Origin of the sequence: Micromonospora sp. NPDC049679 (assembly GCF_040659735.1) — a bacterium.
GTDB lineage: Bacteria > Actinomycetota > Actinomycetes > Mycobacteriales > Micromonosporaceae > Micromonospora_I.
Genome location: NZ_JBFANZ010000010.1, coordinates 1 through 26,362, shown reverse-complemented (window position 1 = coordinate 26,362; position 26,362 = coordinate 1). Strand labels below are relative to the sequence as shown.

The window sequence follows — 26,362 nt, the reverse complement described above, 5'->3', positions numbered from 1 at the left end:
GCCCACCACGAGCGCCTGGGTGAGCGGCGTCATGCCCGGCCGGCCCGCGCTGACCGCCGTGCTTCCCGGTCGGTGGGACAGCGTCGGCCGCGTCGGTGAAGGCGTCGCGAACAGCGAAGAGCCCGGCGTCAGGGGTGCAGGTGACACACCCCGGACGCCGGGCTCGGCAGACGCCTGGGTCAGGCCGTCTCGGTGAGCGGGCGGTCCACCCAGCTCATCATGTCGCGCAGCTTCTTGCCGGTCTGCTCGATCGGGTGTGCGGCGCCCTGCTCGCGGAACTTGGTCAGGGCCGGCCGGCCCGCCTCGTCGTCCTCGATCAGCTCGCGGGTGAACTGGCCCGACTGGATCTCGGCCAGGATCTTGCGCATCTCGTCCTTGGTCCGGGCGTCAACGACGCGCGGGCCGCGGGTGTAGTCGCCGAACTCGGCGGTGTCGGAGATGCTGTAGCGCATCCGCTGGATGCCGCCCTCGTACATCAGGTCCACGATCAGCTTCAGCTCGTGCAGACACTCGAAGTAGGCGATCTCCGGGGCGTAACCCGCCTCGGTGAGCACCTCGAACCCGGTCTGCACCAGCGCCGCGGCACCGCCGCAGAGCACGGCCTGCTCGCCGAAGAGGTCCGTCTCGGTCTCTTCCTTGAACGTCGTCTTGATGACGCCGGCACGGGTGCCGCCGATCGCCTTGGCGTACGACAGCGCCAGGGCGAGCGCGTTGCCGCTCGCGTTCTGCTCCACCGCGACGAGCGCGGGCACGCCCTTGCCGTCGACGTACTGGCGGCGCACCAGGTGACCCGGACCCTTCGGCGCCACCATCGCGACGTCGACGTCGGCCGGGGGCTCGATGAGGCCGTACCGGATGTTGAGGCCGTGGCCGAAGAAGAGCGCCTTGCCGGCGGTGAGGTTCGGCGCGATCGCCTCGGTGTAGAGCTTGCGCTGCGCGGTGTCCGGCGCCAGCACCATGATCACGTCGGCCCAGGCGGACGCCTCGGCCGGGGTCAGCACCCGCAGCCCCTGCTCCTCCGCCTTCGCGCGGCTCTTCGAGCCCTCGGGCAGGCCGATCACGACCTCGACGCCGGAGTCGCGCAGCGAGAGCGAGTGGGCGTGGCCCTGGCTGCCGTAGCCGAGCACCGCGACCTTCTTGCCCTGGATGATGCCCAGGTCGGCGTCGTCGTCGTAGAACACCTCAGCGGTCATGACTTCCCTTTCCTGCGGCGGCCACCCCGGCCGCCGTGCTTATGCGGCACGCAGTGCCGGACCCGTCGTGATGGAGCGCGAGCCGCGACCGATCGCGACCAGGCCGGACTGCACCATTTCCTTGATTCCGTACGGTTCGAGGTCGCGCAGCAGCGCGTCGAGCTTGTCGGGCGTGCCCGTCGCCTCGATGGTCAACGTGTCCGGCGCGACGTCGACGATGCGGGCCCGGAAGAGGCCCACGGTCTCCAGCACCTGCGACCGCATCGCACGGTCGGCCCGCACCTTGACCAGCAGCAACTCCCGCGACACCGAGACACCCTGATCCAGCTCGACGATCTTGAGCACGTTGACCAGCTTGTTGAGCTGCTTGGTGACCTGCTCCAACGGCGACTCGTCGGCGTTGACGACGATGGTGATCCGGGAGACCTCCGGATTCTCCGTCTCGCCGACGGCGAGCGAGTCGATGTTGAACCCGCGCCGGGAGAAGAGACCCGACACCCGGGCCAGGACACCGGGCTTATTCTCCACCAGCACGGACAAAGTGTGGGTCGTCATCAGATGTCATCCTCGTCAAAGGCCGGGCGGACACCCCGGGCGAACATGATCTCGTCGTTGCCAGTGCCGGCGGCCACCATCGGCCACACCATCGCGTCCTTGCCGACCACGAACTCCACCACCACCGGCCTGTCGTTGATGGCCATCGCGGCCTCGATCGTCTTGTCGACGTCGGCGGCGCTCTCGCAGCGCAGTCCGACGCAGCCCAGCGCCTCGGCCAGCTTCACGAAATCGGGGATGCGGTGCTTGTGGGTGCCGAGGTCGGTGTTGGAGTAGCGCTCCCCGTAGAAGAGGGTCTGCCACTGCCGCACCATGCCGAGGTTGCCGTTGTTGATCAGGGCCACCTTGATCGGGATGCCCTCCAGGGCGCAGGTGGCGAGCTCCTGGTTGGTCATCTGGAAGCAGCCGTCCCCGTCGACCGCCCACACGGTCGCGTCGGGCTTGCCCGCCTTGGCGCCCATCGCCGCCGGCACCGCGTAGCCCATGGTGCCGAGGCCACCGGAGTTGAGCCAGGTGTACGGCTTCTCGTACGAGACGAACTGGGAGGCCCACATCTGGTGCTGGCCCACCCCCGCGACGTAGATCGCGTCCGGGCCGGCGATCTTGCCGAGCCGCTCGATGACGTACTGCGGGGCGAGCGTGCCGTCGGTCGGCTCGTCGTAGCCGAGCGGGTAACGCTCCCGCAGGTCGTTGAGCTGCAACCACCACTCGGTCCGGTCGACGCCGCCCCCCGCCGGCCGCTCCGCGCCGTCGCTGACCGCCTCGACGGCCGAGATCAGCTCGTCGATGACGTACTTGGCGTCGCCGACGATCGGCACGTCCGCCGCGCGGTTCTTGCCGATCTCCGCCGGGTCGATGTCGGCGTGCACGATCGCCGCGCCGGGGGCGAACGAGTCGAGCTTGCCGGTCACCCGGTCATCGAAGCGCGCGCCGAGCGCCACGATCAGGTCGGCCCGCTGCAGGCCGTAGACGGCGGCGACGGTGCCGTGCATGCCGGGCATGCCCAGGTGCTGCTCGTGGGAGTCGGGGAACGCCCCGCGCGCCATCAGCGTGGTCACCACCGGGATGCCGGTGAGCTCGGCCAGCTTGCGCAGCCCCTCGGTGGCGCCGGCCTTGAGCACGCCGCCGCCGACGTAGAGCACCGGGCGGCGGGCGGTGGTCATCAACCGGGCCGCCTCGCGGATCTGCTTGCCGTGGGGGTGCAGGGTCGGCCGGTAGCCGGGGAGGTCGAGCGTCGGCGGCCAGCTGAACGTGGTCTGCGCCTGCAGCAGATCCTTGGGGATGTCGACCAGCACCGGACCGGGACGGCCGGTGGAGGCGAGGTGGAACGCCTCGGCGAGCACCCGCGGGATCTCCTCGGCCGTCTGCACGAGGTAGTTGTGCTTGGTGATCGGCAGGGTGATCCCCTGGATGTCGGCCTCCTGGAAGGCGTCCGTGCCGATCGACGGGCTCGCCACCTGCCCGGTGATCGCCACCATGGCGACCGAGTCCATGTACGCGTCGGCGATCGGCGTGACCAGGTTGGTGGCGCCGGGGCCGGAGGTGGCGATACAGACACCGACCTTGCCGGTGGCCTGCGCGTAGCCCGTCGCGGCGTGCCCCGCGCCCTGCTCGTGGCGGACCAGGATGTGCCGCACCTTCGAGTCGTAGAGCGGGTCGTACGCCGGCAGGATCGCCCCGCCGGGAATGCCGAACACGACGTCGACGCCGAGCGCCTCAAGAGACCTGACGAGCGAGCCCGCCCCGGAGATCTGGGTCGGCCCGGCCGACGCTACGGGGGTGACGGCGGGCGCTGCGGCGGCGTGGGCACGGTGGGCGAGGGTCTCTGGCGTTGGTCTCGTCATAGCGATTCAGGCCTTCGGCTCGGTCGGTGGTCTCGTTGATGTCGGCGTCGGGCGGGGCTGTGCCCACCCGGTGGACTCCGAAGCTGGCAATAAAAACGGCCCTCGTGCAGATGCACGGGGCCAGCGCACTCTCGCAGCAGGAGAGTGCGCTCAGATAAGTACTCGAGACGACCTAGTCGGCGACATGGGGCTAAGCCTGACGGATCTCACGCGCTGAGTCAACTGATCCCAGATCTTGGACGCCCCGTGTCGGCAGATCCCCCTCGACCTGCGGTCCAGCGCCGGCCGGCGAGACCGGCGTGGCGGGCGACGACGGCGCCGGCGGCAGCGCGAGTCGCCCATCCGGGGCCGGGCGGGGCGCGGGCAACGCGCGCGAGCCCTGCGATGTCGCCGCGTCCAACATCGCCTCCAGGTGCTCCGCCGGCACACCCCAGCCGAAGAGCGCGCCCTGGCCGAACCGGCAGCCCGCCTCGACCACCACCGCGAGCTCCGCCTGGTTGGTCACCCCCTCCGCGATCACCTCCAGTCCCAACTGGTGGCCGAGCCGCATGACGATGTCGACCATCGGGGCGAAGGCCCGCCGCCCGGGCACCGCCGGCTGCGCCGGCCCCTGCTCCGCGACGAGGCTGTGATCGATCTTGAGAATGTCGATCGGCAGGTTACGGAGCTGCGCCAACGACGAGTAGCCGGCGCCGAAGTCGTCCAGCGCGATGCGCACGCCGGTGGCGCGCAGCGCCCGCAACCGCCGGATCAGCTCGTCGAGGTCGGTCGCGACGGCGTGCTCGGTGACCTCGAGCACGAGCCGCTGCGGCGGGACCTGGTGGGCCCGGAGCGCCTCGGCGACCTGGAGGGCGTACTCCGGGGCGTGCAGCTCGAGCGGTGACACGTTGACCGAGACCCACACGTCGTGCCCGTCGACGAGCCAACGGGCGAGCTGGCGACACGCCTGATCGAGCACCCAGGCGCCGAGCTTGCCGATCTGGCCGCACTCCTCCGCGAGCGGGATGAACTCGTCCGGGCGCACGTTGCCGAGCTGGGGGTGGTGCCAGCGGAGCAGCGCCTCGGCGCCCACCGGCCGCACCGAGGGCACCGCCGCCACCGGCTGGTACGCCAGGTGCAACTCGCCGCGCTCGATCGCGCCCCGCATCTCGTGCTCCACCGCGGTGCGCCGACGCAGCTGCTGGTCGTAGTCGCTGTCGTACTGCTCGACCCGGTTCTTGCCGCGCTGCTTGGCGTAGCGCAGCGCGAGATCGGCGTTGCGCAGCAACGCCGGCACGTCCGGCGCCGCGGCCGAGCCGGCCATCCCGATGCTCACCGAGAGCCGGACCACGGGCCCCTCCACCCGTTCGTACGGCAGGTTGAGCACCGTGAGCAGCCGCTCGGCGATCCGGCGCGCCTCGTCCGGTCCGGTGGCGGTGAGCAGGACGGCGAACTCGTCCCCGCCCAACCGCGACGTCACGTCACCCGGCCGCAGTTGAGCGCGCAACCGCTGGCCCACCTCGACGAGCACCGCGTCGCCGACGTCGTGCCCCCGCATGTCGTTGATGATCTTGAAGCCGTCCAGGTCGAGGGCGACCAGCACGCACGGCCGGCCCGACGCGACCTCGTGGTGCAGCTCCTGCAGAAGCGCCCGACGGTTGGCCACGCCGGTGAGCGGATCGGTGTGCGCCAGCTCGCGGAAGTGCGCCTCGCGGTCGGCGAGACGCAGGGCGTAGCCGCGCACGTCGAGCAGGGCGAGGTACTGCCGGGCGACCAGCGTCAATCCCTCGACGCTGCCCGCGGCGATGCCCATCGCGGTGAACTCTCCCCGCACGAGCACGTGGTACATGGCGACGACCGCCATCGCGATCATCGGCACGAACGCGTAGCCGGTCCCGCGCCGGATGACGTCTCCGTCGCGCGGTCCCGGCACGTGGGGCGTGCGGCGCGCGACCGCGACGAGCAGGAGCCCCACCGGGAGTCCGGCGGCGGAGACCAGGGCCAGCCCGGCGCCACGCTGGCAGATGCCGGCGGCGAGACCCGTGCCGCAGAGCGCCGCCCAGACCACGCCGCCACCGACGAGCAGGAGTTCGCGGCGCGGGCCGGACCAGCGCATGCCCACGATGGCCGCGACCCCGATCGCCAGGGCGGCCGCGGCAGCCGGCAGCAGGATCGCCGGGCAGGCGGTCGGGCTCCAGTCACCGAGGATCCGGGTCGGCGGCGAGATCAGCACCGAGCCGACGAACCAGAGCGCGGCGGCGATCACCAGAGCGTCGAGTACGTGCCGCAGCACGCAACCGCCGGTTTCCGACACTCCGGGGAGCGCGAGCAGCCCCGCGCAGAGCACGACGGCGCTCAGCGTGAACCCGACGGCGACCACCGAGGCGAGCATCATCCGGTCGGGCTGGGTCGCCGCCCAGCGCGGCGCCAGCACGACGACTCCGGCCAGCGCGGCGATCGCGCTGACGGTCGCGATCAGCGCGCCGACGGCGAAGAGCCGGTGCGGGACGCCCCGGCCGGGCGGCCGGCGCCGGGCCGAGAGGATCAACATCAGGGTGCCGAGCACAGCCGCGACCGCAGTTTCCACGGCGACGACACCCGGGCCCGAGATGAGCTGCACGGGTCAACTCTGCCGGATCGGAACCGCACATGGGGAACGGGGTGGCCGTGACGGGCAGGAACCACGCATCGACCGGCGTCCCGAGTGGTGGACGGGACACCTGTCACGCCAGCCGTACCAGGGCGGTCGGTGCAACACTGAGCGTATGCCTGAACTGCGGTCGAAGACCTCCACGCACGGCCGGATGATGGCCGGCGCCCGGGCCCTGTGGCGGGCCACCGGGATGACCGACGACGATTTCGGCAAGCCGATCGTCGCCATCGCCAACAGCTTCACCCAGTTCGTACCGGGGCATGTGCATCTCAAGGACATGGGCGGCCTGGTCGCCGACGCCGTGGCCGAGGCCGGCGGCGTCGGCCGGGAGTTCAACACCATCGCGGTCGACGACGGCATCGCCATGGGCCACGGCGGCATGCTCTACTCGCTGCCCAGCCGTGAGCTGATCGCCGACGCGGTCGAATACATGGTCAACGCGCACTGCGCGGACGTCCTGGTCTGCATCTCCAACTGCGACAAGATCACGCCCGGGATGCTCCTCGCCGCGCTGCGGCTCAACATCCCGACCGTCTTCGTCTCCGGCGGCCCGATGGAGGCCGGCAAGACCGTCGCCATCGAGGGCGTCGTGCACGCCAAGCTCGACCTGATCGACGCGATGATCGCCTCCTCGAACGAGTCGGTCACGGACGAGCAGCTCAGCGAGATCGAGCGCTCGGCCTGCCCGACCTGCGGGTCGTGTTCCGGCATGTTCACCGCCAACTCGATGAACTGCCTCACCGAGGCGATCGGTCTCGCCCTGCCGGGCAACGGCTCGGTCCTGGCGACCCACGCCGCGCGCCGGGCGCTGTTCGAGGAGGCCGGGCGGACCGCGGTGCGGATCGCCAAGCGCTGGTACGACGAGGACGACGCCTCCGTGCTGCCCCGCTCCATCGCCTCCAAGTCGGCGTTCGAGAACGCCGTCGCGCTCGACGTGGCGATGGGCGGCTCCACCAACACCGTGCTGCACCTGCTCGCCGCGGCCCGCGAGGCCGAACTGGACTTCAACGTGGCCGACATCGACGCGATCTCCCGCCGGGTGCCCTGCCTGGCGAAGGTGGCCCCGAACAGCGCGTCTGCCACCCAGATATTCCACATGGAGGACGTGCACCGGGCCGGCGGCATTCCCGCGCTGCTCGGCGAGCTCGACCGGGCCGGCGCGCTCCACCGCGACGTGCACTCGGTGCACTCGCCGACGCTGACGCAGTGGCTGGCCGACTGGGACGTGCGCGGCGGCTCGCCCACGCCCGAGGCCGTCGAACTCTTCCACGCCGCGCCCGGCGGGGTGCGCACCACCCAGCCCTTCTCCACCACCAACCGCTGGTCGACGCTGGACACCGACGCCGCGGGCGGCTGCATCCGCGACATCGCCCACGCCTACTCCGCCGACGGGGGGCTCGCCATCCTCTCCGGCAACCTCGCGCCCGAGGGCTCCGTCGTGAAGACCGCCGGCGTTCCCGAGGAGTGCCTGTCCTTCCGTGGCCCGGCCAAGGTCTTCGAGTCGCAGGACGCGGCGGTCGAGGCGATCCTCGGTAAGCGGATCGTCGCCGGGGATGTCGTGGTGATCCGCTACGAGGGACCCAAGGGCGGCCCCGGCATGCAGGAGATGCTCTACCCGACCTCGTACCTCAAGGGGCGCGGGCTCGGTCGGGCCTGCGCCCTGATCACCGACGGGCGCTTCTCCGGCGGCACGTCCGGCCTGTCGATCGGGCACGTCTCACCGGAGGCGGCCTCCGGCGGCACGATCGCGCTGGTCGAAGAGGGCGACGAGATCGTCATCGACATCCCGACCCGCTCGATCCAGCTCAACGTCTCCGACGAGGTGCTCCAGGCGCGCCGGATCGCGCAGGAGAAGCGGGACCGGCCGTACACCCCGGTCGACCGGCAGCGTCCGGTCTCCGCCGCGCTGCGCGCGTACGCCTCGATGGCGACCTCGGCCAGCGACGGCGCCTACCGCCGCGTCCCGGAGTAACCACCATGCGACAGCGGCACCCCGAACCTGTCGGGGTGCCGCTGCTCACGCGTCAACGCAGAGTGCGCCGGTGCCCACTCGGGCCCTTCTTCAGCCATGCCTTGGTCCAGGCCAGCGCCCTGGCGTTGCAGGGCGGCACGTTGCCGTACCTGTATCTGGTACCCGTGAGCGCGGTCGCCACGCAGTCCGCCCAGGTCTCGACGGTGGAGCGGGTCGCCTGCGGGAAGCCGGTCGGCGGCGCGCCGTAGGAGCGCCGCGAGCCGTAGTGGAACGCGATGTGGTGCGCGAACTCGTGCGCCATCACCGACTTCAGGTTCGACCACGGACGCTGCGCGTGATAGGTGCCGATCTTGATGCCGCGGTAGCGGGTGGAGTACGACGAGTATCCGCCGATGACGCTGACGACCTTCACGTTCGGCAGAGCCTTGCGCCAGGCGTACGGCACGGCCGAGTTCATCGCGCTCTGCGCGCGGTTCTGCATCTGCTTGTAGCTCATCGCGGCGGACGCCTGCGATGGAGTACCGACCAGGACGACAAGCGCGGTGAGGACAGCGATCGCAGGGGCCAGAACACGACCGTACGGGACGGGAGATCCCATCAGGGTTCCTTCCATTGCGTAGTTCGGGGGCGAACGTCGTGCGCGGGAACGCCACGAACCGTCGGGGTAACGGATCGAGACCCAGCCGTCCATGACCGTCCGCGCAATGTCCTGGATCGGCATGGAGCGAAGGCAGCCTGAGGATTTCGGCTGTCAGCGGAACCTGCTGCGGTTCGAACCGGAAGAGACACCGGGAGCGGCAGCGCATCGGCAATCGCGAGTTCTTCTCAGGTACGCCGACTGCCGACCGCTATGGACGGCAGGCGACCTGAACAATCGGGGGTGGAGTGTGATGACCGCGCCCCGTCCGCGTCGCGATGTCTGCCTCCGGATAACGCTGACGCTCGTCATGGGCGCCGCCATCGCGTTGTTCGCCCCGGCCCGTCCCACAGCCGCCGCCCCGCCGCGCAGCGCGACCGCCGGAATGACGGTCGGCTACGCGGTCTTCGACCGCCAGACCGGCAGGTTCACCGAGCGACGCAACAGCACGACACGATTCCGCTCCGCGTCCGTGGTGAAACTGCTCATCGCGCTCGACCAACTGTGGACCCGCGACCCCGGCAGGTTGAGCGCGAAGGACCGCAGCCGGCTGACGTCGATGCTGCGCAGCAGCAACGACGGCGCCGCGACCTACTTCTGGAACCGCGGCGGGAACCGCAACGTGGCGCTGCGCATGGCGAAGCGGCTGAAACTGCGGAACACGGTGCCGCCACCGTCGTCGCTGCGCGGATGGTGGGGGTACGTGGGCATCAGCGCCGAGGACGTCGTCCGCATCTACCGGTTCATCCTGGACTCGGCGCGCAGGCCGGTCCGGGATTTCATCATGGGGAACCTGAGCCAGGCCACCACCAGAGCGGGCGACGGGTTCAATCAGAAGTTCGGGCTGCTGACCTTCGCCGCGCCGCGGGCGGTCAAACAGGGCTGGTCGGGGTTCGGCGGCAACCCGCCGTCCCGGGCGAAGATCCCCGGGCTGGACCTGCGGAGCGACGCCCTGCACACGACCGGCACGACGGGACGGAACAACCGGTTCGTCGTCGCGCTCTTTACGCTGCACGGCAAGGGCACGAGGTACGCGACGGCGTGCGCCAAGGTCACCAACCTGACCCGTTACCTCGTGCCGCCGAAACGCTGACGCGCGACGTCCGACCTACCGCGTTGATCGCCAGATCGGCGTCTCGACCGTCACTCATTCTGTTACTCGCCCAGTCGCGTGTTCCCCATCCTCGCGGGTTCAAGGAATGCAAGCGCGATCGGGCTGCTGACGTTCAAGCGCTCCACACACTGGCGCCCGCGCTGCGCCTCCACGCTGCGCTGCCTGCAATGCGCGGACCACCCCACCTACGCCCAGGCGCTGCATGCCCTGCGCGACAAGCGCCACGCCAACATGCGGAACCCCGATTTCCCCTAGCACCACCTGTCGCCATGACGCCGACCGCTCACCCTCAGCCGGCGGGGCGGAGGTCGTTGACGCAGCGGAGCACCGGCTTCGTGGTCAGCGCCCCGTGGTCGAGCGGCGCGGCGGTGCGGACGGTGAAGGTGGTCGACTCGCCGGGCAGGAGCGTGACCAACGCCTGGTCGACCAGCGCCGCCGGGTCGAGCCGGTCGGCGAAGAGGGTCAGATCCCGCAGTACGGTGCGGGCGGTGACCGTCACCCGGAGTCCTCCGGGAGCCGGCTCGACGGTCGCGTCGTACTCCGCCGGCGGGTAGGCGATCCCCCGGTCCTCGGCGAAGAACCACCAGGCCCGTTCGGTTCCGCCCTCGGCGAGCAACAGCTCGCGTCGCGGCTCGTCGGCGAGCACGACGTCCGCGGGGAGCGGCAGGGTGACGGTGGAGTGCGGCGCGACGTCCAGCTCGAACGCCGCCTTGGCCCGCGGCGAGCCGTCGAGCGTCAGCCGGGTCACCGCCGCCTCGTCCCGCCACGGCGAACCGCCGTCGTTCACGACGACGAGGGCGAGGCCGCCGTCGCGGGGTTGGATGGTGAGCAGCCGGTCGGCGTAGACCCGGCGCAGCGCGTACCAGAGGGGCTTTCGTCGCCCGTCGCCGTCGACCGCGGCCCAGGACGTCACCGGCCAGCAGTCGTTGAGCTGCCACATGATCGTGCCCATGCAGACCGGGCGGTGCGAGCGGAAGTGCTCGATCCCCACCGCGACCGCCCGCGCCTGGTTGAGCTGGGTGAGGTAGTGCCAGTCGTCGAAGTCGGCCGGCGCCGACAGGTGGGCGTCGAGTCCACGCTGGAGCTTGAGGTCGCCGTCGATCGCCTTCTGGTGGTGGCGCATGCCCGGCGAGTCCGACGCCAGCGGCTCGTCACGCAACGCCCGGCGCAGCGTCGCGTACGCCGGGGGCGCCTGGTAGCCGAACTCGGCGACGAAGCGCGGCACGTGTTCGCGGTAGCGCAGGTAGTCGTCCGCGTTCCAGACGTCCCAGATGTGCGTGCTGCCGTGCGCGGGATCGTTGGGGTGCACGTCGTCCCGGCCGGACCAGGGGCTGCCCGGCCAGTACGGTCGGGTCGGGTCCAACTCGCCGACGATCCCCGGCAGCAGGTCGAAGTAGTAGCCGGCGCCCCAGGACCGGTCGACCAACCGCTCCTGCCAACGCCAGTCGTGCCAGCCCCAGATGTTCTCGTTGTTGCCGGTCCACAGCACGAGGCTGGGATGGCTGGCGAGCCGTACGACCTGTTCGCGTGCCTCCGCCGCCACCTCACCGGCGAGCGGCTCCTCCTCCGGGTAGGCCGCGCAGGCGAAGAGGAAGTCCTGCTGCACCATCAGCCCCAGCTCGTCGGCGAGTTCGTAGAAGTCCGCCGACTCGTAGCGCCCGCCGCCCCAGATCCGCAGCAGGTTGACGTTGGCCTCGCACGCCTGGGCGAGCCGCTCGGCGTAGCGCGACCGGTCGACCCGGGTGACGAAGACGTCGTCGGGAATCCAGTTGACCCCGCGGACGAAGACCGGCACGTCGTTGACGACCACCGTGAACGGCGTCCCGGCCTCGTCGGGTGTGGTGTCCAGCCGCACGGAGCGGAAGCCGATCCGCCGCCGCCACGCGTCGAGCGCGCCACCGTCGGCCCCGCGCAGCGTCACGTCGAGCGGGTGGCGTGGCTGGTCGCCGTACCCCCGCGGCCACCACAGCGCGGGGTCGCGGACGGTGAGCGCGACGACGGCCGTGCGTTGCCCCGGCGCGATGACCGCTTCGGCGTGGACGCCGGCGACGGCGGCGGCGACGGTGAGCGGCTCGTCGCTCTCCCGCTCGACCTCGACGTGCACCTCGACCCGCCCCTCGCCGTCGGCGACCGTGACCAGGGGGCGGACGGTGGCGAGGCGCCCACCGCGCCAGCTCTCCAGCCCGATCTCCTGCCAGATGCCCGCGCTGACCAGGGTCGGTCCCCAGTCCCAGCCGAAGTTGCAGGCCATCTTCCGGATGAAGTTGAACGGCTGGTCCGGGTAGGCGTTGGGGCGCTCCCCCAGCCGGTCCCGCAGCTCTTCGGCGTAGCGGTAGGCGGAGTCGAACCGGACCCGCAGCACGTTGTCGCCGCCGCGGAGCGCCGCCCGGACGTCGAACCGGTAACCGCGGTGCATGTTGGCGGTGCTGCCGAGCGGCACGTCGTTGAGCGTGACGGTGGCGATCGTGTCGAGCCCGGCGCAGACCAGGTCGACCCGGGGGTCGTCGGAGCCGTCCCACCGGAAGGTGGTCTCGTAGCACCAGTCGGTGCGCCCGATCCAGGCCAGCCCCAGCTCGTTGTCGTCGAGGTAGGGGTCGGGGATGAGCCCGGCGGCGAGCAGGTCGGTGTGGACGCAGCCCGGCACGGTCGCCGGGACCACGGCGCCCGCGAGCCGGGCGGGGAGCTGCGGCCCGGGCAGGGCGCGCAGTTGCCAGCCGTCGTGCAGGGGTCTCCGGTCGATCACGACTTCACCGCGCCTTCCATGATTCCGCGGACGATCTGGCGGCCGCCGACGAAGAGCATGATGAGCAGCGGCAACGTCGCCACCAGGGCACCGGCGAGGACTCTGCGGTAGAGCACGTAGTTGCCACTGGCCAGATCGAAGATCGCCACCTCCGGAGGATTCGAATCGCTCCCAACATCGAGGAGAATCGACTGAACCGGATAAGTGGGGCCACCGTACGGGCGGGTCATCGGGGTGTCAATGGCGGGTCGACGAGGTCGCTGGGCCGGTTCGTGACCGGAGCCCACAGGCTCCAGACGATCTACTTAACCGAGCAAGACAACTCCGACCGGGCGCGCCGCGTAACGGGTGGCCCGCGCGCCCGGGGGTAGCGTGAAGGCCCCGGATCGCGTCCCGGTCCAGTCAACGCAAAGGAGCGCCGGTGAAACGGCCGACGATCGCGGACATCGCACTCCGCGCCGGCGTCTCCAAGGGCGCCGTCTCGTACGCCCTCAACGGTCAGCCCGGCGTCTCCGAGGCGACCCGGCAGCGCATCCTGGCCATCGCCGAGGAAATCGGCTTCAACCCCAACAGCGCCGCCCGCGCCCTCTCCGGCGCGAGCGCCAACGCCGTGGGGCTGGCGCTCTGCCGCCCGGCCCGCATCCTCGGCATCGAACCGTTCTTCATGGAGCTGATCAGCGGCGTCGAGGCCGAGCTCTCCGCGCGGTCGTACGCGCTGACGCTGCAGGTCGTCGCGGACCCGACGGCGGAGATCGCGGTCTACCGCCGCTGGTGGGGCGAGCACCGGGTCGACGGGGTGTTCCTCTGCGACCTGCGCATCGACGACCAGCGGGTCGCGGTGCTGGAGGAGTTGCAACTCCCCGCCGTGGTGATCGGCGGACCGGGGCACACCGGCGGGCTCGCCAGCGTCTGGTCCGACGACGCCGCGGCGCTCGTCGAGACCGTCGAATACCTGTTCACCCTCGGCCACCGGCGGATCGCCCGGGTCGGCGGCCTGCCCGAGTTGCTGCACACCCAGATCCGCACCCACGCCTTCGCCGGGATCTGCGAACGCCTCGACCTGGTCGAGTCGGTCACGGTCCCCTCGGACTACACCGGCGAGCAGGGGGCGCGGGCCACCCGCCGGCTGCTCAGCTCCGCCGCGCGGCCCACGGCGGTGATCTACGACAACGACGTGATGGCGATCGCCGGCCTGGCCGTGGCCCAGGAGATGGGGCTGGCCGTCCCCGGCGACCTGTCGATCGTCGCCTGGGACGACTCACCGCTGTGCCAGCTGGTCCACCCGCCGCTGACCGCGCTCGGTCGCGACATCCCCGCGTACGGTGCGCACGCCGCCCGCCAACTCCTCGCCGCCATCGCGGGCGAGCCCATCGGCGCGTATCAGGATGACACCGCTCACCTGAAGCCGCGCGGCAGCACGGGGCCGCCCCGCTGACCCGTTCCGCGCAGGCGCCCGGTCCGGCGGGCCCGGACGGAGTGCCGACCGCCGCCGACGGGACCGCTACGATCAGGACGGTTACGCGACTGGCGCAGCGAGGTGGAACAGACCACCGGGGAGCGACCACAGATCGTGCACCGCGCGCCTGGGTGCACGTCGACAGGGCCGTCTTGCCCGGCCAGGTTCCCGGCCGGCAAACGCCGACATGCCAGGAGGACGCTCGTGCACGTACCCCCGATCCCCAGCCTGACCGCCGCGGACCCGCAGGTGGCCGGCCTCATCGAGCAGGAAGCGCGGCGGCAGCACGACAAGCTGCGGATGATCGCGTCGGAAAACTACGTCTCCACCGCGGTGCTCGAGGCGAGCAGCACGGTGCTGACCAACAAATACTCCGAGGGCTACGCGGGCAAGCGCTACTACGAGGGGCAGCAGTTCATCGACCCGATCGAGACGCTCGCCATCGAGCGCGCGCGGGCGGTCTTCGGGGTGGACCACGCCAACGTCCAGCCCTACTCCGGCTCCCCCGCCAACCTCGCCGTCTACCTGGCGTTCCTCTCCCCGGGCGACACCGTGATGGGGATGGCGCTGCCGATGGGCGGGCACCTCACCCACGGCTGGTCGGTCTCGGCGACCGGCAAGTGGTTCAACCCGGTCCGCTACAACGTGGCCAGGGAGACCGGCCGGATCGACCTCGACGAGGTGCGTGAGATCGCGCTGCGCGAGCGGCCGAAGGTGATCTTCTGCGGCGGCACCGCCGTACCGCGCACCATCGACTTCCCCGGCTTCGCGCAGATCGCCGAGGAGATCGACGCCGTGCTGGTCGCCGACATCGCGCACATCGCCGGTCTGATCGCCGGCGGCGCGCACCCCTCGCCGGTCGGGTACGCCGACGTCATCACGACCACGACCCACAAGACCCTCCGCGGCCCGCGCGGCGCCATGATCATGAGTACGGCGCAGCACGCCAACGCGATCGACAAGGCGGTCTTCCCGGGCCTGCAGGGCGGCCCGCACAACCACACCACCGCCGCCATCGCCGTGGCGCTCAAGGAGGCGGCGACCGCCGACTTCCGCCGCTACGCGCACCAGGTGGTCGCCAACGCCAAGGCGCTGGCCGCGGCACTGCTGGAGCGCGGCTTCGAGCTTTCCTCCGGCGGCACCGACAACCACCTCATCCTCGCCGACCTCAGCAGCAAGGGTGTCGCCGGCAAGCCGGCGGCGCAGGCGCTGGACCGGGCGGGCATCGAGCTCAACTACAACACCGTCCCGTACGACACCCGCAAGCCGTTCGACCCGTCGGGCATCCGCCTCGGCACGGCGGCCCTGACCACGCGTGGCCTCACCGAGGAGCAGATGCCACAGGTGGCGGCGTGGATGGACGACGCGGTGACCGCCGCCGTCAAGGACGACGAGGCGGCGCTGACCCGCATCGCCGGCGAGGTGAGCGACCTGCTCGCCGGCTATCCCATGCCGGGGTACGCCGGGGCCTGACATCCCGACGATCGTCCGCCGGTAGGGGCGATGATCGGTTTACCAGCGACGCGGCCGCCGCCGGGGGTGAGAAAACCCTTGGCGGTGGCCGGGTCCTGACTGAACGCCGGGACATCCCGCCACCGCCACCGTCCACACCGGACGGCGTTCAGACCGAGGGCGTCTGGAAATCCGCCAGGAACGCCTCGATCCGCTCCGCGGGCGCCGGGCGGGCGAGCGCGAAGCCCTGCGCGAACCGGCACCCCGCTTCCCGTGCCTGGTCGACCTGGGCGGTCGACTCCAGCCCTTCGGCGAGGATCTCCAGACCGAGGCGACGGCCGAGGCTGACCACCACGTCGATCAACGGTTTGCTGGGCCCGCGCCGGTCGGCGGGATCGGCGACCAGCGCCCGGTCAATCTTGAGAATGTCGACGGGCAGGCGCCGGAGCTGGGCCAGCGAGGCCTGACCCGCGCCGAAGTCGTCCAGCGCCGTCCGTACGCCCAGGGCCCGCAGCCCCGCGAGCTGGGTGACCACCGACGGCACGTCGGCGGCGACCCGCGACTCGGCGATCTCCACGACCAACCGCTCGGGGGCGATCCGGTGCGCGGCGAGCGTGGCGGCCACGGCGCTGACGAAGTCGGGGGCGGCCAACTCCCGCTGCGAGACGTTGACCGCCATCCAGAGGTCGTGCCCGCTGTGCGACCAGGCGGCGAGCTGCCGGCAGGCCCGCTGCCGCACCCACTTGCCGACCTCGTCGATCAGCGCGAGGTCCTCGGCGACCGGCAGCAGTTCGTTGGGAAGGACGGTGCCCAGCATCGGGCTGCGCCAGCGCAGCAACGCCTCGACGCCCACCGGCCGACCGTCGTCCAACCCGAGCACCGGCTGGTAGACCAGATCGAGCTCGCCCCGCTCGGCCGCGCCGGGAAGCTCCCGTTCGAGATCCATCCGCCGGATGAGCTGCTCTTCCATGTAGGCGTCGTACCACTCGACGCGGTTGCGCCCCAGCTGCCGGGCACGGCGGCGGGCGAGGTCGGCGCGGCGCAGCACGTCGTCGACGCTGTCCCCGCCGGCGACCTCGGCCAACCCGATGCTGACGTGCAGATGAACGATCGCGCCGGGCAGCTGATAGGGCTCGGTGAGCGCGGTGAGCAGCTTGGTGGCCAGGGCGTACGCCATCACCGGTCCCTCCACCGTGATGATGGCGAACTCGTCACCGGAGAGGCGGGCGGCGACGTCGTCGGAGCCGACCGTGGTGCGCAGCCGACGGCCGACCTCGATCAGCACCGCGTCGCCGACCTCCCGTCCGCGGACGTCGTTGATCCCGGCCATCCCGTGCAGATCGATGACGAGCAGGGCGCCACCGTGGCCGGGCACCGCCCGCTGGGTGACGACCGTGCGCATCAGCTCACGCCGGTTGGCCAGGCCGGTGAGCTGGTCGGTGAAGGCCAGCTGATGCAGGGTTCGCTCCAGCCGCCGGCGCTCCCCCACGTCGCGCATGTGCACGACCAGGGCGCCCACCTCCGGCACGGCACGCTGGTCGCTGATGGTGGACTCGGTGTCACGCCAGGCTCCGTGTCCGTCGCGCAGCCGCGCCGCCACGAGTTGCGTGCGCCCGTCCGAGACCTGCTCCCGCTGAGCCAGCACCCCGGTGAGCAGCGTGGTCACGTCGGCCGCGTCGTCGGGGTGCATCAGCTCGCCGAACGAGCGCCCGATCACATCGGCGTCCGCGAGCCCGAACAGCCGGGCCGCGGCCGGCGACTGCCAACGCACCAGCAGATCATCGCCGACCACCATCGTCAGGTCGTTGCCGCCGGAGACCATCGAGCGGAAGTGCGCCTCCTGCTGCGCCAGCCGCCGGGCGTAGCTCCGGATGTCCATCGCGGACAGCACCTCACGCACCACCATCGCCGGAATCCCCGCCAGTCCCAGCACGATCGAGGTGTGGTCGAACTCGCCGACCGTCAGCAGGTGGTAGAGCGCGGCCAGCGTGGCGACCATCGCGGGGACGCTGAGCAACGGGTAGGCGGAGAGGCGCGACTCAGCCTCGATCGTCGACGGCGGGGGCGGGCCGGCGGGGGCGCGGTGCGCGCCCGTCGAGATGAGCAACGGCCCGACCACGAGCGGGACCGCGGCGACGAGCAATGTCCACGACGCGACGCCGTAGGCGAGGAGCATGGCCATCGCGGTGAGCCCGAGCATCGCGATGCCCGAACCCGACCCGGAGAGCAGCACCGCCGGGCGGTAGCGCGCGGCCCGCAGGGCGGTGACGGTGACCACGGAGAGCCCGGCCGCGACCAGCAGACCGGCGGCCAGGGCCTCGGGCGGCATCGGACCGGTCGGCGGCACCAACCAGGCGGCGAAGGCGAGCGTGATGCCGATGCTGAGGCCGTCGAAGCCGCGCCGAACCCGGGTCGCGACGGTGGTCGCGGCGCCGGGCAGCAGCAGGATGCCCATCAGGAAGGCGAGCACGGCGCCGGCCAGCCCGACCACGGCGACCAACGCCCGGGCCGTCGGGACGGCCAGCGGCAGGGCGGCGACGGCAAGGCCGCCGACCAGCACACCGATCCCGAGGAGCCCGGCGCCGCGGCACGTGCCGTAGCGGGTGCCGTAGACCCGTCGAATGGTGACGGCGAGTCGGATCAGTCGTACGCCGACCAGCAACGCCACGATCCCGGATGCGACGGCGGTCGCGACGACGGGCGGCAGGAAGCCGAGGAAACCGGCAAGAAGAATCGCGCCCGCCGATGTCGATGCCGCGATGTCTACGGCCCGGGAGGCGGTATCCCGGGCTTGATCGCGATCAGGAACTGCCGCTGACACAGCCGGTGGTCACCTTCGCGGAGGAGGGGACAGAGGGCGGTACGGGACGACGAGGCAGGGACGAGACCACGCCTGTGAAGACTCAACGAACAGTACGCTACGCGGGTTACGGTGAACATTCGCCCAAAAGTGCTCTTGCCGGACGGCGGATTCAGTCTGTAAGGGCGGCGACCATCCGAACCGGCCCGGATGGAAGGATGACCCGGTGAGCACCACGCGCGTTGTCCGGTTCCGTCCCCCCCAGGCGATTCTGGTCGCCGCCATCGTCGCCCTGATCGGCGCGCTTCCGCTCGCCTCCGCGCGCTGGTACCTCCTGCCGGTGCTGCTCATCCCGCTCACCGTGGCGGTCTGGGCCTGGCGCGCCGGCACCGATGCCGACAGCGAGGGCCTACGCCTGCGGGCGTTGGCCGGCTCGCACCGGATCCCGTGGCCCGAGGTCGCCGAACTCGGTCCCGACGCCCGCGGCCGGGCGGTCGCGCGCCTCACCGACGGACGCGCCATCGTGCTGCCGGCCGTCCGCGCCACCGACCTGCCGCGGCTCATCGGGGCGGCCGGCCAGCACATCAGCGACACCCCCGATGCTCAGTAGCCGTTGACGACCTGGTTGATCAGCGGCCGCCCCGCGGCGAACCGTCGCAACTGTTCGCCGGCGAGCCGGTACGCCCGCGGCAACAGTCCGCGCACCGAGCCGCCCACATGCGGCGTGATCAGCACATTGGGCAACGTCCACAGCGGATGGTCACCGGGGAGTGGCTCCGGGTCGGTCACGTCGAGCGCCGCGCCGAGCCGCCCGGTCGAGACCTCGGCGACCAGCGCCGCCGTGTCGACCACCGGGCCGCGGGCCGCGTTGACCAGGAGCGCCCCGTCCGGCATCGCGGCCAGGAAGCCACGGTCGACCATCCCGCGCGTCTCGCCGGTCAGCGGCACGATCAGCACGACGATGTCGGCCGACGGCAGCAGCGCCGGGAGGTCGTCGACGCCGTGCACGCCCTCCGCCGGCCGGGCGGTGCGGGCCACCAGCGTCAACTCGACCTCGAACGGCGTCAGTCGGGCACGCAGCGCCGCGCCGATCGAGCCGGCGCCGACGATCAGCACCCGTTTGCCGGCGAGTTCATCGGTCGGCGCGAAGTCGCCGTACGACCACTCGCGCCGGGCCTGGGCCCGGATGAACCCGGGGAAGGCCCGCAGGTGGGACAGGACCGCCGCGACCACCCACTCGGCGGTGGGTGAGTCGTGCACTCCGCGTGCGTCACACAGCAGCACGCCCTCGGGCAGGCGCCCCGTCCACACGTCGGCGCCGGCGGAGAGCAGCTGCACCACCGCCAGGTCCGGGAGCTTGCCGGCCACGTGCACCGACTCGGCCTGGGTCAGGAACGGCGGCACCCAGAACCGCACCCCGGTCGGGTCGACGTCGAGCAGGTCCGGGCGGGGCACGACCTCGATCGTCACGCCGTCCGGCAGCGCGCCGAGCAGCGGGAGCCCCTGCTCGTGCGGAATCCACACCTTCACGAAAGCCGACGATAGTCGGACCGGGTGGCGCAGAGCGAGTCCCGAAGGCGGTACGAAAAGGGCAGATCGCCGCACGTCACCCGCGTCGCCCCGACGGGTAGCCTGACGATGCGACTCACACCCTCCCCCTGGCGTTCGGCGAAACAAGGTGCTCGATGGCGGTGAACTCGGACGCGCTCAGCGATCCTGCCCGGCTGCGTGCGCTCCGCCAGACCGGGCTGGACACGGGCGGCGGCACCGACGAGGCACTGGAGCGGTTCGCCCGGCTCGTGCGCGACGTGCTCGATGTGCCCGTCGCCCTCGTCTCGCTGGTCGCCCACGACCGACAGTTCTTCCCCGGCGCGGCCGGGCTGCCGGCGCCGTCGGACCGGCTGCGGCAGCGGCCGCTGTCGCACTCACCGTGCCGGCATGTGGTCGAGCGCGGGCAACCGGTCGTGCTCTCCGATATCCGGCTCGACACGGAGATCCCCGACGAGCAGCCGGTGGGCGGGCTCGGCATCGTGGCGTACGCCGGCATGCCCCTGACCGACCTCGAAGGACGCACCCTCGGGGCGCTTGCCGCCGTGGACGGCCGACCGCGCGAGTGGACGTCAGCAGAGCTGACGACCCTCGCCGACCTCGCCGCGGCCTGCTCGTCCGAACTCCGGCTGCGCATCACGCTCGACCAGGCGGAGGCCGCGCGGCGGCGGGCCGAGGAGGCGCACGCGCAGCTCAGCATGCTCGCCGATCTCACTGAGACGCTCGTCGGCACCCTCGACATCGAGGACGCGCTCGCCCGGCTCGCCGCCGCCGTCGTCCCCCGCCTCGCCGACTGGTGCGTGGTCAACATCGTCGGCCCGCGCGGCACCCTGCGGCACGTGGCCTCCGCGCACCACGATCCGCGACGTGCCGAGGACGTGTCCCGGTTCTCCACGCTGATGCGCAGCCAACTGGACCAGTCCGCGATCACCCGCACGGTGCTCCGCACCGGCCAGCCGGTGCTGGACCGCAACGCCGAACTCCGCGGCATGCGGAACCGCACCCTCGGTCCGGAGATGCCCGAGCTCGCCGCCAGGATGGGCTACGCCTCCCACGTCACGGTGCCGATCACCGCGCCCGTGCGCGGCACCGTGCTCGGCACGATCAGCCTGGTCAAGGGCGCCGACCGGGAGGCTTTCACCGACGCGGACGTGCGCACGGCGCTCGACATCGGCCGCCGCGCGGGCCTCGCGGTCGACAACACCCGGATGTACGGCGAACAGCGGCACGTCGCGGAGGTCCTGCAGCAGAGCCTGCTGACCGACCTGCCCACGTCGCCCCACCTCGAGCTGCACGCGCGCTACCAGCCGGCCGCGTCGGGCGCCGAGGTCGGGGGCGACTGGTACGACGCCTTCGTGCAACCCGACGGCGATCTGATCGCGACGATCGGCGACGCGGCGGGACACGACATCGAAGCGGCCGCGGCGATGGGTCAGCTGCGCAACCTGATCCGCGGCAACGCGTACGGCCGGTCGGACCGTGTCGGTGAGCTCATGGCCCACCTGGACGCGACGATCCGGGGGCTGCGGATCCCCAAGCCGGCCACCGCGATCCTGGCCCGCGTGCACCACAACGGCGGCGTGCGTCAGCTCTCCTGGACCAACGCGGGTCATCCCCCGCCGATGGTGCTGCGGGCCGACGGCGAGGTCGAGGTGTTGCACCGGCAGCCGGAGTCGCTGCTCGGTCTGACCTGGGGGGCCACCCGGCGCACCACGCACGAGACCGTCCTGGAGCCCGGGGCGACCCTGCTGCTCTACACGGACGGCCTGGTGGAGCGGCGCGGGAGCCATCTCGACGACGGGATCGCCGAACTGCGCGACCGGCTCCGCGCGGCGGCCGAACTGCCGACCGGGGAGCTCTGCGACGCGCTCCTGCGGCAGGCCGACAGCCGCGAGGACGACATCGCGCTGCTCGCCATCCGCACGACACAGCCCTGACGAACCGCGCCCCTGGCGATCAGGGACTCGCGGGGTTCACCGTGCCGATGCGCACCGACCACCTCGGCCGTCTGCGCCTCGGTGAGGTCCTCTTACTCCCGGAACGATTCGGCAGAATCTTCGCCGCCGGCTATGCGGAGGCGCTGTCCTTGCGGCTGTTCGAGCGCGCCCGGAGCAACTCGATGGCGATCGGCACCACGGAAACCACGACGATGCCGATGAGGATGAGCTCGATGTGCTCCTTGACGAAGGCGATCTGACCGAGGAAGTAACCGAGGATCGTGACGCCACAGCCCCAGAGGACGCCGCCGATGACGTTGTAGATCACGAAGGTCCGGTAGCGCATGTTGCTGACCCCGGCGACGATCGGCGTGAACGTCCGCACGATGGGGACGAAGCGGGCCAGCACGATCGAGCGCGCGCCGTACTTCTCGAAGAACTCGTTCGCCTTGATCAGGTTTTCCTGCTTGAACAACCGCGAGTTGGGGCGGCGGAACAGCGAAGGTCCGACGCGCCGGCCGAAGAGGTAGCCGACCTGGTCACCGGCGATCGCGGCGATCGTGATCAACAGGCAGACCAGCCAGAGCGGGTACGTGATGTACTGCCCGTCCGCCGTCAGCAGGCCGGCGGTGAAGAGCAGCGAGTCACCGGGCAGGAAGAACCCGATCAGCAGCCCGGACTCGGCGAAGACGATCGCGAGGATGCCGAGCAGACCGAATGTCGAGATCAGCCACGTCGGATCCAGGAAGTCGGGGCCGAGGGCCAGCGTGGTCACGGGCGTAGACACGAGTAGACCTCCTGGGGACTCCCTGCACAGGGCACGACCGGCGATGTGGACGCCGGACACGAGCGGGAGTGTACGCGGGCTTCCTGTCGCTCTCTCCGCCGACCGCGCGGACCCGGCCCCCGCCCGACCACGCGCCCACACCCGACCCGGTGGCCGTCGCCGCGCGTCAGTCGGGGAGTTTCGCCGCGAGCACATCGAAGGGCGTGATCTCCGGTGGCGCCGCCAGCAGGTCCCCCGCCTTGTCGGTCAGCGCCGCCGCGATCGCGCCGTCCAGGTGCGCCCGCCGGCCATCCTCGGTGGGGAACGCGTCGAAGACGCCGTACGTCGAGTCGTCGAGCTTCACCGCGAACCACACGGTCGTCTCCGGTTCCTGCATCGCGAGCGGCAGGGCTCCGCGGAGAAGGTCCGCCAGCTCGCCCTCCCGACCGGGCTTCGCCCTCAGCCTCAGGAGCAGGCCTACCGATACCACCCCGTCACCTCCGGGTGCCGCAGCGTCGACGGCTCACCGTCGGAGACAGACTATTCCCCGCAGGCGGCGCGAATACGGCTTCTCCGTCAACCCGGACCCCTCGCCGCGATCCACCTCGACGGGGCGTCGCTCCCGCCATCCGCGGGCGGGACGGGACCGCGGCGGCGGTTAGGCTGGGTCAGGTGAACGCCCGCCCCCCGTACCGTCGCGTGAGCCGCATCCGCGCGTTCGCCGCCGCCAGCGCGGCGCTGCTTCTCGCGACCGCCGGCTGCAGCTTCGGCGACCCCGCCCCCGACGTCGCCGGCGAGCCGCCCCGCTTCGCCACCCCGTCCGCGAGCCCCGGCCAGGGCAGTGGCGGCACCGACCAGCAGGTCGCCGCGACCGTCCTCGCCACCGGCCTGCGGGTGCCATGGGGAGTCGCCTTCCTCCCCGACGGCGCGGCCCTGGTGACCGAGCGCGACACCGCCAAGCTCCTCAAGGTGGGGCCGGAGTCCGGCCCGAACGGCCTCAAGGTCACCACCGTCCAGACGCTCGATGAGGTCGACGCGGCCGGCGAGGGAGGCCTGATGGGCATCGCGGTCTCACCGAGGTACGCCGACGACAAGACCGTCTTCGTCTACTACTCGACGGCCACGGACAACCGGATCTCCAAACTGACCCTCGGCGCCGAACCGACGCCGATCGTCACCGGCATCCCCCTCTCCGGCATCCATAACGGCGGCCGGCTGGCCTTCGGCCCGGACGGCTTCCTCTACGCCACCACCGGCGACGCCTCCCGGCGCGGCCTCGCCCAGGACAAGGCGAGTCTCGGCGGCAAGATCCTCCGAATGACCGCCGACGGGAAGCCCGCCCCGGGCAACCCCTTCGGCAACTCGCTGGTCTGGTCACTCGGACATCGCAATGTCCAGGGCATCGCGTGGGACGCCAGCAAGCGGCTCTACGCGACCGAGTTCGGGCAGAACAGCTGGGACGAGATCAACCGGATCGAGCCCGGCAAGAACTACGGCTGGCCCGACGTCGAGGGGCAGAGCTCCGACAACCGCTTCGTCGGCCCGCTCGTCGTCTGGCGTACCACCGAATCCTCCTGCTCGGGCGCCGCGATCGTCGGCCCCCTGCTCGCCGCCGCCTGCCTGCGCGGCCAGCGGATCTGGCTGATGGAGCTCACCACCGCCGGCGGCATCCTGGGACAGCCCCGCGCGCTCCTCAACAACCAGTACGGCAGGCTGCGCAGCGCCGTCGTCGCGCCCGACGGTTCTCTCTGGATCACCACGTCGAACCACGACGGCCGCGGCAAGCCCGCCCCCACCGACGACCGGATCATCCGGCTCGTCTTCGCCGGCGGGGCGGCCGGCAAGAGCTAGCACCGCGTGCACGGCGAGCCGCCCCACCCGGGCCGCGGCGCGGGCGACCGGAAACGCCGTAGGCGCGTCAGGTTTGCCCACCGGCAACGGTGGGCAGGCATGATCTCGACATGGAGGAACGCAAAGACGAAGAGCGGACCCCCGCCGGAGCTGAACAGACCCCTGACGTGCGGAGATCCGCCAGGCAGTGGCTCGACGCCACCCTCGGCGTCCTCAACCGTGCCGGCCGCTCCGTAGCCGGCCGCCGGGCCGGGATCGCGCTGAGCGTGCTCACCGTCGCCCTCATCGGAGTCGTCATCGGCGTGCTCCTCGGCGCGAACACCAAGGCCAACATCGGCCCGTTCAACGCCGAGATGACGATCCGACCGTCGCTCAGCGGCGGAACCGACGTCGTCATCCCGCCACTGGGCTCACTGCTGCTCGACAGCCACGACGGACCGGTCCATCTTTCCGTGCAGCTCGGCACGCTCGACCAGCTGCGGACGAGAGCGTTGATCGACGATCCGGCCGGCATCGCCCGGGCCAGCGAGACAGCGGTGCAGGACGTGACCCGCGGCATCATCCGGCTCGGCGTACGCACGCTCGCCGTCTCCGTACTCTGCGCTCTGCTCCTTGCCGCGCTCGTGTTCCGCAACGTCCGCCGGGTGGCGTGGTCGGGGTTGCTGGCGCTGATCATCACCGGTGGCAGCCTCGGGATCGCCGGACTGACCCTGCGCACCCAGTCGATCGAAGAGCCACGGTACGAAGGGCTGCTGGTCAACGCGCCGGCGGTGGTCGGCGACGCGCGGCGGATCGCCAACGACTACAACATGTACTCGGAACAGTTGCAGCAGTTGGTGGGAAACGTCAGCCGGATCTACACCACGGTCTCCACACTGCCGCTCTACGACCCGGCACCCGGCACCAAGCGCGTGCTGCAGGTCTCCGACCTGCACCTCAACCCGACCGCCTGGCAGATGATCCGCACCGTGGTCGAGCAGTTCAACATCGACGCGGTCATCGACACCGGCGACATCACCGACTGGGGCAGTGAGCCGGAAGGGTCATTCGTCAGCGCCATCGGAGCGCTGAAGGTGCCCTACATCTTCATTCGTGGCAACCACGACTCGGCCCGCACGGCGGCGACCGTCGCCGGTCAGCGCAACGCGATCGTCCTGGACAACTCCATGACCACCGTGGCGGGGCTGACCATCGCCGGCATCGGCGACCCCCGGTTCACGCCGGACAAGGAGACCTCTCCGGCCGGCTCCGGGCTCAGCAAGTCGGCCGCCGAGCAGGTGATGGGGACCGGCGAGCGGCTGGCGAACACCATCCGCGCCTCCGGACAGCCGGTGGACATCGCGCTGGTGCACGACCCCGAATCGGCCGGGGCGCTCTCCGGCGTCTGCCCGCTGGTCCTCGCGGGGCACGTCCACAAACGCGAGGTGCGGACGCTGAAGCAGGTGCCGGGGGCGCCACCGACGCGGCTGCTGGTCGAGGGTTCGACCGGCGGGGCGGGGCTGCGGGGCCTGGAGGGCGAGGCGCCGACACCGCTGTCGATGTCGGTGCTCTATTTCAGCAAGGAGCGGACGCTGCAGGCGTACGACGACATCCAGGTGGGGGGCACCGGGCAGTCACAGGTCACGTTGGAGCGGCACGTGATCAACGACAAGAATCCGGTGTCGCCGAGCGGCACCCCGACGCCCTCCCCCACCCGCAGCTGACCGCGCCGCCGCCGCGCGCTGACGCGGCCGCGGCGGCGGCGGTCGATCAAGGACGTGTTCACATGCCGAGGCGTCGGCAGGCCCGAAAGCGTCGGCAGGTCAGTTGTTGGCGCTGGCCTCGCTGATGTCGCTCAGCGCGGAATCCGGGTCCATCAGCAT

General features: G+C 71.4%; 19 protein-coding genes and 1 riboswitch. Of the genes, 8 read left to right on the top strand and 11 right to left on the bottom strand.

Annotation, left to right across the window (positions count from 1 at the left end; genetic code table 11):
* Positions 1 to 179: 179 nt before the first annotated feature.
* The 4 genes from ilvC to AB0J06_RS08990 all read right to left on the bottom strand — a co-directional run bounded on the left by ilvC (position 180) and on the right by AB0J06_RS08990 (position 6,122).
* Positions 180 to 1,193 carry a ketol-acid reductoisomerase gene (gene ilvC / locus AB0J06_RS09005; protein WP_357426307.1) on the bottom strand — a complete coding sequence of 338 codons (1,014 nt, stop codon included), beginning with the start codon at positions 1,191 to 1,193 and terminating at the stop codon, positions 180 to 182.
* A 39-nt stretch (positions 1,194 to 1,232) separates the two neighbouring features.
* Positions 1,233 to 1,748 carry an acetolactate synthase small subunit gene (ilvN, locus tag AB0J06_RS09000; RefSeq protein ID WP_357426305.1) on the bottom strand — a complete coding sequence of 172 codons (516 nt, stop codon included), beginning with the start codon at positions 1,746 to 1,748 and terminating at the stop codon, positions 1,233 to 1,235.
* A complete protein-coding gene (locus tag AB0J06_RS08995; protein ID WP_357426303.1) occupies positions 1,748 to 3,592 on the bottom strand; it encodes an acetolactate synthase large subunit in 1,845 nt (614 codons plus the stop codon). Before AB0J06_RS08995 ends, ilvN begins: the two co-directional genes overlap by 1 nt.
* Before the next feature lie 190 nt (positions 3,593 to 3,782).
* Positions 3,783 to 6,122, bottom strand: coding sequence for a bifunctional diguanylate cyclase/phosphodiesterase (locus tag AB0J06_RS08990; RefSeq protein WP_357426509.1), 2,340 nt, complete (start codon positions 6,120 to 6,122; stop codon positions 3,783 to 3,785).
* Positions 6,123 to 6,336: 214 nt separating this feature from the next.
* Between AB0J06_RS08990 and ilvD the strand changes: the two genes are divergently transcribed.
* The gene (gene ilvD / locus AB0J06_RS08985; RefSeq protein WP_357426301.1) at positions 6,337 to 8,196 is read left to right on the top strand and encodes a dihydroxy-acid dehydratase; all 1,860 of its coding nucleotides are present in this window, start codon (positions 6,337 to 6,339) and stop codon (positions 8,194 to 8,196) included.
* A 52-nt stretch (positions 8,197 to 8,248) separates the two neighbouring features.
* Here ilvD and AB0J06_RS08980 read toward each other — a convergent pair whose 3' ends face one another.
* On the bottom strand, positions 8,249 to 8,794 hold the full coding sequence (locus AB0J06_RS08980; protein ID WP_357426299.1) for a hypothetical protein: 546 nt from the start codon (positions 8,792 to 8,794) through the stop codon (positions 8,249 to 8,251).
* 292 nt (positions 8,795 to 9,086) lie between these two features.
* Between AB0J06_RS08980 and AB0J06_RS08975 the strand changes: the two genes are divergently transcribed.
* Positions 9,087 to 9,926, top strand: coding sequence for a hypothetical protein (locus tag AB0J06_RS08975; protein WP_357426297.1), 840 nt, complete (start codon positions 9,087 to 9,089; stop codon positions 9,924 to 9,926).
* A gap of 310 nt (positions 9,927 to 10,236) precedes the next feature.
* On the opposite strand, the gene AB0J06_RS08970 is transcribed toward AB0J06_RS08975, so the two are convergent.
* Both AB0J06_RS08970 and AB0J06_RS08965 read right to left on the bottom strand, forming a co-directional pair.
* Positions 10,237 to 12,687 (bottom strand): glycoside hydrolase family 2 protein, encoded by a 2,451-nt coding sequence (locus AB0J06_RS08970; protein ID WP_357426507.1) that lies wholly within the window; start codon positions 12,685 to 12,687, stop codon positions 10,237 to 10,239.
* Positions 12,687 to 12,839 carry a hypothetical protein gene (locus AB0J06_RS08965; protein WP_357426295.1) on the bottom strand — a complete coding sequence of 51 codons (153 nt, stop codon included), beginning with the start codon at positions 12,837 to 12,839 and terminating at the stop codon, positions 12,687 to 12,689. Before AB0J06_RS08965 ends, AB0J06_RS08970 begins: the two co-directional genes overlap by 1 nt.
* 272 nt (positions 12,840 to 13,111) lie before the next feature.
* Here AB0J06_RS08965 and AB0J06_RS08960 point away from each other — a divergent pair, with 272 nt between their 5' ends.
* Complete coding sequence (locus tag AB0J06_RS08960) at positions 13,112 to 14,125, top strand: LacI family DNA-binding transcriptional regulator (protein ID WP_357426293.1); 1,014 nt, start codon at positions 13,112 to 13,114, stop codon at positions 14,123 to 14,125.
* Between the two features lie 75 nt (positions 14,126 to 14,200).
* Positions 14,201 to 14,286, top strand: a riboswitch (ZMP/ZTP riboswitch).
* Between the two features lie 64 nt (positions 14,287 to 14,350).
* On the top strand, positions 14,351 to 15,619 hold the full coding sequence (gene glyA, locus AB0J06_RS08955) for a serine hydroxymethyltransferase (protein WP_357426291.1): 1,269 nt from the start codon (positions 14,351 to 14,353) through the stop codon (positions 15,617 to 15,619).
* Positions 15,620 to 15,767: 148 nt separating this feature from the next.
* Here the strand turns inward: glyA and AB0J06_RS08950 are convergent, their stop codons facing one another.
* A complete protein-coding gene (locus tag AB0J06_RS08950; protein WP_357426289.1) occupies positions 15,768 to 18,266 on the bottom strand; it encodes an EAL domain-containing protein in 2,499 nt (832 codons plus the stop codon).
* 358 nt (positions 18,267 to 18,624) lie between these two features.
* Here AB0J06_RS08950 and AB0J06_RS08945 point away from each other — a divergent pair, with 358 nt between their 5' ends.
* The gene (locus AB0J06_RS08945; RefSeq protein WP_357426287.1) at positions 18,625 to 19,008 is read left to right on the top strand and encodes a PH domain-containing protein; all 384 of its coding nucleotides are present in this window, start codon (positions 18,625 to 18,627) and stop codon (positions 19,006 to 19,008) included.
* Here the strand turns inward: AB0J06_RS08945 and AB0J06_RS08940 are convergent.
* Positions 19,002 to 19,928, bottom strand: a complete 927-nt coding sequence (locus tag AB0J06_RS08940; RefSeq protein ID WP_357426285.1) for a 2-hydroxyacid dehydrogenase — start codon at positions 19,926 to 19,928, stop codon at positions 19,002 to 19,004. The genes AB0J06_RS08945 and AB0J06_RS08940 overlap by 7 nt on opposite strands.
* A 155-nt stretch (positions 19,929 to 20,083) precedes the next feature.
* Here AB0J06_RS08940 and AB0J06_RS08935 point away from each other — a divergent pair, with 155 nt between their 5' ends.
* Positions 20,084 to 21,883 carry a SpoIIE family protein phosphatase gene (locus tag AB0J06_RS08935; RefSeq protein WP_357426283.1) on the top strand — a complete coding sequence of 600 codons (1,800 nt, stop codon included), beginning with the start codon at positions 20,084 to 20,086 and terminating at the stop codon, positions 21,881 to 21,883.
* A gap of 130 nt (positions 21,884 to 22,013) precedes the next feature.
* Here the strand turns inward: AB0J06_RS08935 and AB0J06_RS08930 are convergent, their stop codons facing one another.
* Positions 22,014 to 22,670 (bottom strand): VTT domain-containing protein, encoded by a 657-nt coding sequence (locus AB0J06_RS08930; protein WP_357426281.1) that lies wholly within the window; start codon positions 22,668 to 22,670, stop codon positions 22,014 to 22,016.
* A gap of 166 nt (positions 22,671 to 22,836) precedes the next feature.
* Positions 22,837 to 23,139 (bottom strand): antibiotic biosynthesis monooxygenase, encoded by a 303-nt coding sequence (locus AB0J06_RS08925; RefSeq protein ID WP_357426279.1) that lies wholly within the window; start codon positions 23,137 to 23,139, stop codon positions 22,837 to 22,839.
* A gap of 182 nt (positions 23,140 to 23,321) precedes the next feature.
* On the opposite strand from AB0J06_RS08925, the gene AB0J06_RS08920 reads away from it, so the two are divergent.
* On the top strand, positions 23,322 to 24,500 hold the full coding sequence (locus AB0J06_RS08920; protein ID WP_357426277.1) for a PQQ-dependent sugar dehydrogenase: 1,179 nt from the start codon (positions 23,322 to 23,324) through the stop codon (positions 24,498 to 24,500).
* A gap of 110 nt (positions 24,501 to 24,610) precedes the next feature.
* Positions 24,611 to 26,203, top strand: coding sequence for a metallophosphoesterase (locus AB0J06_RS08915; protein ID WP_357426274.1), 1,593 nt, complete (start codon positions 24,611 to 24,613; stop codon positions 26,201 to 26,203).
* The last annotated feature ends 159 nt before the right edge of the window (positions 26,204 to 26,362 follow it).